Below are 1044 nucleotides of genomic sequence, written 5' to 3'. Positions count from 1 at the left end.
CACTTCGTCAATTATAATCATGTAATGAATACAAAAGAAAAAAAATTAGAGCAGTATTATTTTGACATACCATATTGCAATGAAAACGAGATATTTGTATTGCACCATTCGGAACAACAGGAACAAACGGAAGTGCATATAATTAATTGGAATGGAAAACCAGTAGCCAAATTGTATTTGGACAAAAAAATAAGAGGACTGGATGTGGATGTTTCTCAAAACTATCTGTTTGGGATTGAAGAGTTAACTGAATGTTTATATAAATTTGACTTAAAAAAATGGATAAGATAATGATTTATGACACATTTATTACTCCTTAAATCCGCAAGCGGATAATTAGGTGGTTCCCAATTCATTTTTTAGTGATTTTCCAAAAAAAAATGTCCATTTTCCTTTGCCAAAAATTGTACATCCAAAGTTACCTATTACACCGGTGAAACAGGGTATTCAAAAAGATAGAATAGTTCCAATAATTCTCGGAAAACAGAATTGAAACAGAATCTTAACACTTTATTTTACGAGAATAAGTTCTTGTTCTATTTAATTTGCATTTGCGTTCTGTGTGCCCGATAGAAAGAACAACAATACATACTGCTCATTATGTGAGAATTAAGAGAAATGAGTTATAAATGAGTTTCGATTTACAGTGGAATCCTTATTAAAAATCTATTTTTATTCAGTAAAAAACAAATATCTCAAAATTATGAAAAAGAACAAAGTCGTTTTGTCATTATTTATGGTAACATTTGTGTTATCTCTTGTGTGTTTTAAAAGCCGGCATAACGGCATAAGTTCCGATTTGGCTCTTTCAAATATTGAGGCGCTGGCATCGGGAGAAGATGGAGGGAATTATTGGTGTTTGGGGCTTGGCAGTTTAGACTGTCCATTTACTTCCACCAAAGTTTATTTTATTTCCCAAAAATTTTAATTCGGAATGAGTAAGCAGCTAAAACATACCGTTATTATCTTTTATTTGCTTACTTCTGCCTTGGGATGCAAGAACCCCAACAGCAATCTTTTTTATGATTCGTTTCCTGCCAATAT

The 1044-nt window shown here is 32.0% G+C and carries 1 protein-coding gene and 1 pseudogene; both read left to right on the top strand.

Features of this window, described 5'->3' with window-relative positions:
• Nucleotides 1–291, top strand: a pseudogene (locus D7D25_RS17670) (hypothetical protein); the annotation flags it as partial.
• 412 nt (nt 292–703) lie between these two features.
• On the top strand, nt 704–928 hold the full coding sequence (locus D7D25_RS17665; protein ID WP_122970217.1) for an NVEALA domain-containing protein: 225 nt from the start codon (nt 704–706) through the stop codon (nt 926–928).
• The last annotated feature ends 116 nt before the right edge of the window (nt 929–1044 follow it).

The organism is Proteiniphilum sp. X52 (assembly GCF_003712195.1).
In the GTDB taxonomy this organism is placed as follows: Bacteria; Bacteroidota; Bacteroidia; order Bacteroidales; family Dysgonomonadaceae; genus Proteiniphilum.
Note: the sequence above shows the minus strand (reverse complement) of the source record. Positions and strands in the feature narration are given on the sequence as shown.

Coding starts and splice junctions, on each gene's coding strand:
- D7D25_RS17665 (WP_122970217.1), top strand. CDS start 704: ATGAAAAAGAACAAAGTCGTTTTGTCATTATTTATGGTAACATTTGTG.